This is a genomic window from uncultured Brevundimonas sp. (assembly GCF_937870815.1).
Classification (GTDB): domain Bacteria; phylum Pseudomonadota; class Alphaproteobacteria; order Caulobacterales; family Caulobacteraceae; genus Brevundimonas.
The window spans coordinates 1-6,068 of sequence record NZ_CALMZS010000130.1; the positions used below are offsets into that span (position 1 = coordinate 1).

The 6,068-nt window shown below is 69.5% G+C and carries 4 protein-coding genes; 1 reads left to right on the forward strand and 3 read right to left on the reverse strand.

The window, feature by feature from the left end:
* The 3 genes from Q0588_RS08430 to Q0588_RS08440 all read right to left on the reverse strand — a co-directional run.
* Window positions 1–413: hypothetical protein (locus tag Q0588_RS08430; protein ID WP_298745490.1), on the reverse strand; the 413-nt coding region annotated here is incomplete at its 3' end.
* On the reverse strand, window positions 410–2,674 hold the full coding sequence (locus tag Q0588_RS08435) for a polysaccharide biosynthesis tyrosine autokinase (RefSeq protein WP_298745492.1): 2,265 nt from the start codon (window positions 2,672–2,674) through the stop codon (window positions 410–412). The genes Q0588_RS08430 and Q0588_RS08435, both read right to left, overlap by 4 nt.
* Before the next feature lie 318 nt (window positions 2,675–2,992).
* On the reverse strand, window positions 2,993–3,688 hold the full coding sequence (locus Q0588_RS08440) for a polysaccharide biosynthesis/export family protein (protein WP_298745493.1): 696 nt from the start codon (window positions 3,686–3,688) through the stop codon (window positions 2,993–2,995).
* A 488-nt stretch (window positions 3,689–4,176) separates the two neighbouring features.
* Between Q0588_RS08440 and Q0588_RS08445 the strand changes: the two genes are divergently transcribed.
* A partial coding sequence (locus tag Q0588_RS08445; RefSeq protein WP_298745494.1) for a nucleoside-diphosphate sugar epimerase/dehydratase occupies window positions 4,177–6,068 on the forward strand: 1,892 nt, incomplete at its 3' end.

Genomic DNA, 6,068 nt, shown 5'->3' on the forward strand with positions numbered 1-6,068 from the left:
AGGCGGCGCTCGACCAGCCAGGCGTGCGCGGGATCATCCCTCAGGCTCCAGTTGCCGGCCAGGGTCAGGATGTCGTCCGCCGCCTCCTCACGCCCGGCCCGGGCTTCCGTCAACCCGACGACGCGAAGCGCCGGGACGTTGAAAGGCGACCGCCGGAGGGCCTCCCGGCCGAGGGCCGCGGCGGTGTCGGTCCGCCCCGCCGCCAGTTCGGATTCCGCGGCCCGACGCAGCACCAGCGGCGAGCCGGGGGCGATACGGATGGCGGCCTCGACCGGCGCCCGCTGGATCAGGGGCTGAAGCGCGATCTGCCAGCCCAGCACGACCGCGCCGACGACCAACCCATGGGAGACGACATCCCCGGCGCTGACGCGCCGGCGGCGCGGGGCGGCGGAGCTGTCCGTCCTGTCTCTCAACCGCGCCGCCTCGTCTTGCGCTGACCCGTCTTGCCGGCCTCCTTGTCCGGCTCGGCGCCGTAGTGGTAGTCATAGGCGTAGTCGTAGGCGCCGTAGGATGACGACTTGGCGTTGAACTTCGTCAGGACCGCGCCGAGCAGATGCGCGCGGCCGACCTGGATGCGACGAAGCGCTCCCCGCGCCTGGCCCCGGCGGGTGCCGCGCGATTCCAGCGCGAAGAGGACGCCATTGACCGCCGCCGCCAGCAACGGCGCGTCCGCGAAGCCCAACACCGGCGGACCGTCGAAGACGACGTGATCGAAATCATGGCGCGCCTCGACCAGGAATTGGCGCAGTCGCTCCCCGCCCCAGAGCTCGGCCGGATTGGGCGGCAGGGGCCCGCAGGGGATGAAGAACAGATTGTCCTGCCGTGTAGGCTGGGCGACCGAGGCGAGATCGGCCGAGCCGGACAGCAGATTGCTCATGCCGCGCTCGTTCTCGACCCCGAGGACGCGGTGCATCGAGGGATTGCGCAGATCGCCGTCGACCAGCAGCACCCGCTTGCCGACCCGTGCGAGGTTCAGGGCCACCGCATAGGCCGTGGTCGACTTGCCCTCGGCCGGCCGCGCGCTGGAGACCAGCATGCTGCTGGGCGCGCCGTCCGGCGTCGAGAATTGGAGCGCGGTCCGAAGGGAATAGTAGGCCTCCGAGAACCCGGATCGAATGTCGCCGAGGGCCGCCGCGGGCGTCTGCCCCTTCTCCAGCAGCGGGATGACGCCGAGCACCGGCACGCCCAGCTTGTTCTCGACATCGTCCGGCGTCGCCAGGGTTTCGTCCAGGGCCTCCAGCACCAGGGCGGCCACGACGCCGAACCCAAGCCCCAGCAGGGCGGCGAGCGCCATGTTCAACAGCATCTTGGGCTTGGACGGCTCCCGCGGAGGAGTGGCGCGGTCCACGATCGAGATGTTGTTCGTCGTCACTCCGCCGGTGACGCCCACCTCCTTGTAGCGCTGCAGCAGCCCCTCGTAGAGGGTGCGGGTCGTGTCCAGTTCGCGTTGCAGTATATTGTACTGGATCGAGCGGTCGCGCAGGTCGAGGACGTCGCCGGTCAGGCGGGTGACCTGGGCCTGCAGCGATCGCTCCTGGTTGGCGGCGATCTCGTACTGGCTGCGGATCGAGCTGCGGATATTGTCGGCGATGGTCTGGATCTGGCCCTCCGCCTCTTCGATCTGGGCCTTCAGCCGCACCATTTCGGGATAGTCCGGCTGATAGACGCTGAGTTTCTGCTGGTACTCCGCGTCCAGCAGCGCCCGCTGTTCGGTCAGCCGCTGGATCGACGGATTCTGCAGCACCTCGGGCAAGGTCATCAGGGCCGAGCCGCGGGCCGAACGCCAGCGCTCCTCCGCCGCCACCCGCTCGGCGCGCGCCTGCGCCAGGGCCGCGTTCAGCGCGACCAGATTGCTGGAGGTCAGCGACCGGGTCGAGCCGTTGTCGGTCCCACCCTCGCCGGGTTCGCTCAGATTGATGATCTGCTGGTTGGCGGCATAGGCGACCAGCTGGCGCTCGGCCGATTCCAGCCGTTCCTTGGTCTGGGCGATCCGTTCCTCCAGGAATTGCCGGGCGTAGGAGGAGCTTTCAAACTTCCGGTCCAGATTGGCCTGGATGAAGTTTTCGGCGAAGGCGTTGGCGATGCGGGCGGCGACCACGGGGTCCGGATTGTCATAGCCGACCGCGACCAGACGCGAGCCGCGGACGGGGGAGACGCCGAGATTCTCCTGAAGCGCCTTGAGGGCCGCGGCCCGGCGGCGCGCGGCCTGGGCGGCGGCGGTTCCGCCGGCCTCGGGCGGCTCGACCCCCATGGCTTCGAGCGCCGCGTTGGAGCTCGCCAAGCCCAGGCTCTCGATGACCCGCTCCGCCAGCGACCGGCTGCGCAGCAGGCCGTACTGGGTCTGGAAGAACTCCTCGCCCTGCATCAAGTTCTCGGTCGGCGCGACCTCTTCGGCGTTGAAAACCCGCGCGGCCTCGCGATCGATCTGCAAGGTCGCCTCGGCCGTGTAGATCGGCGTCATCAGCAGGGTCAGCGTGGCGCCGATGACGAGGGCGGCGAGGAAACAGCCGGCGATCAGGAGGCGATATTTGAGCGCGAGCCGCCAGTAAGAGGCCAGATCGATCGTGGGCTGGTCGTCGCCCGGCTCGGACCAGCCTTGCTGGGGATAGGCGAACGAGACCTCGCCGGGATCGGCGGGCCGGGCCCGTGACCGGCGACCTTGTTCATCCGCCAAGTGATTGTCGCCCAGCATCATGGTTGTCCGTCACACCGTTCGCGACCGCGGTCGCCTGAAAACCCTAGGGGCTGATATCCCATAGCCCGTCTCATCGCACATGAAATCTGGCCCCGCCCTTCGGCCTCCGGGGGCGCATGGAACCCGTCCCGGACCCTGGCGGCCTCGTCACCCTTGGTGCAACCGCGACGTCCCCGGAGCGAATTCGCCTGGACGCGACCGCCCCGGAAACCCGGACGATCCGTCCGGGCGGGACCCGGAGTCTGTTCGACGGTGTCGCCGCCGTCGCGAAACGATTCCGACTCAACCGGCCAGGCCCTAGAACGGCCGGAAGATCGCCAGGGCCGGTACGGCGCCCAGGACTTCGCGCAGGGCCGAATTGAGCCGCGAGGTGTCGACCACCACGACGTCGTCGCCCAGCACCTCGGGATCGGGGGCCCGGCCCTGGCGGATCGCCGCCAGGTCGAACAGGGCCACCGACCGCTGACCGTCGATGGTGCGGAACACCGCCACCTTGGTCAGGTCGGCGATCCGCGTGGGGCCTTCGGCCATGGCCACGGCCTGAAGCAGGGAGGTGGAGCCGCGCATCTCATAGACGCCGGGCTTGGTCACCGCCCCGTCGACGGTGATCTTCTGGCTGGCGGCCTCCTTGACGGTGACCGTCACCTGGGGATCGCGCAGATACCGCGCCGCCAGCCGCGCGGCGATGTCGGACGACATCTCGCCGGCCGTCCGGCCCGCGCCGCGCACCGCCCCGATCAGCGGCATGTTGATATTGCCCGAGGTGTCGACCACCAGCTCCTCGAACGACAGGTCCTCGACCTGGAACACCCGCACGTCCAGCTTGTCGCCGACGCCGATGCGATATTCGCTCGGGGGCGCGGCGACCGTCTGCACCGATTGCAGATCGACGGGTTGGGCGGCGGTCATCTGGCCGACGTCCATGCGGGGACCGCCGCAGCCGGCGACCAGGACGGCCGCCAGGGCCGAAAAAAACGAAAGGGCGCGCGTCACGGGCGATGATACCTCGAAAACCAGGGTGGTCCGGGGGGGGGCGGACGAAGGGCGAGGCGCGAGGCGGGGGCGCCCCCGCGACCGAGGCGGCCTCCACTCGCGCCAGAACGTCTTGTCCAGCACCGGGAGCCGCCGGTCAACCGGGGTCTTCGTTTCCCGGGCCGCCTCCGATCCGGCGAACGACCCGGTCGGGCTCGCGACCGTCATGCGGCCGACGTGTTCGCGAGCTAGGGGCCTTGCTCCCAAGGTTATGGGAGTCGTTCCGAAATGGTCTCGGATCGCCCGGACGCCGCCTCTGCATGGAGACGATTTCGGGGCCGAGGTCTTCGCAATGCCGGGCATTGATGTCGCTTACCTCCTGAATATTGTATGCATTTGCCAAATGCTTCGGAGTCTGCCACAGGGCGGGGCTTGTCGCACAAGTCAGGATTCTGGACGCTCCCACCCGGCGTCCGCAGGATTGATGGTCCGGCCATCGAGAGGGATTTATGACGGGCGTCGCCAGAACCGCGCGGGCTGACCTGACCCTGGTCTGGGCGGCCAAATTCGGCCTGCACGTCGGCCTGCTGTTCCTAGGCTTCGTCCTAGCCTATGAGCTGCGCCGCCCCGTGTCCATGGTCTGGTGGATGACCGACCCGGACGCGCTCCGCGTCATCCGCTGGGCCGGCCTCTTTGCCCTGATCGGCGCCGGCGTCGAACTGGTCTTCCAGTCGGAACGTTCCGCCTGGCGCTTCGCCTCCCTGCGCGAGGTGGTGGGTCTGGTCCGCAACGTCACCGTCACCACCGGCCTGTTTCTCGGTTTGATCTTCTTCCTCGACCGCGGCGTGCAGCTGCCGCGCTCGATCCTGCCCCTGGCCTGGCTGGTCAGCCTGGCCCTGCTGGTCGGTTTTCGCATGGTCTGGAGGCTGCCGCACGACCCGGGGCTGGCGGCCCATTTCCTGCCCAGCTGGTGGCCGCGCCCGGCGACGGACCGGACGCCGCTGCTGATCGTCGGCCCCATGGCCGGCGCCGACCGCCAGCTCAGGCTGCTCCAGGGCGATCCCGACAGCCCGTATCAGCCGGTCGGGGTCGTCACCCCCCATCCCGAGGAGGTCGGCCTTCGCCTTCACGGCGTGCCCTTCATCGGCGATCTGGCGACCTGGCTTCCGGCCCACAGCGGCTTGACGGCGCGGGGCGCCCGGCCCCACGCCGTCGTCTTCCTCGACGACCCGGTCCAGGCCTACGGCTTCTCCACCGAGCGGATCGGCGAACTGCGCCGCGCCGGCCATACACTGCTCAAGCCCCAGAGCCTGACCGAGATCGGCGGCGCCCCCGGGGGCGAAAATGTACTGAGGGAGATCCCGCTCGAGGACTTTCTGCCGCGCAAGGCGATCTCGCTCGACCCGGCCCCGATCCGCGACCTGGTCGCCGGCCGCCGGGTGCTGGTCACCGGGGCGGGCGGCAGCATCGGCTCCGAGCTCTGCCGCCAGTTGGTGGCGCTGGGCTGCGCCCACCTCGCCATGGTCGACCATTCCGAATTCCTGCTGTTCGAGATCGACCGCGAACTGGCCGGCGCGGGCGGCCCGGCCGGCCGCCGCGCCATCCTGGCCAATGTCCGCGACGCGGACCGCATCGCCGAGGTGGTGCGCGAGGAACGGCCCGACATCGTCTTCCACGCCGCGGCCCTCAAACACGTCGCCCTGGTCGAGAACAATCCGGCCGAAGGGGTCCTGACCAATGTGCTGGGCACCTGGAACGTCATCCAGGCCGCCGTCGCCCACGGCGCGGCCCAGTTCGTGCTGATCTCGACCGACAAGGCGGTGGCCCCGACCAATGTCATGGGCGCGACCAAACGGATCGCCGAGGCCCTGCTCGACCTGGCCCCGCGGGGCGGTACGCGGATGACCGCCGTCCGCTTCGGCAATGTCCTCGGCTCGGCCGGCTCGGTGGTGCCGATCTTCCGCGACCAGATCGCCCGCGGCGGGCCGGTCACCGTCACCCATCCCGAGGTCAACCGCTTCTTCATGACCATCCCCGAGGCGGTCCAGCTGGTCCTGCACAGCGCCGCCATCGGCGCCGGCTCGCGGCCGGGGGCGCCGCGCAAATTCCTGCTGGAGATGGGCGAACCGGTCCGGATCGCCGACCTGGCCCGCCAGATGATCGAACTCAGCGGCAAGGTCCCGGACGTGGATGTGATGATCGAATTCACCGGCCTCAAGCCGGGCGAGAAACTGGCCGAGGTGCTGAGCGACGAGGGCGAGGAGGTCCGGCCCTGCATGGAGGGGATCATGGAACTGCTCTGGAGACCGTGCCCCGACGAGGTCTGCCTGGCCGACATCCTCGCCTTGGTGGATCAGGCCAGGCCGGCCGACGACCTCCCGGACGGACGCGTTCTGGAGGT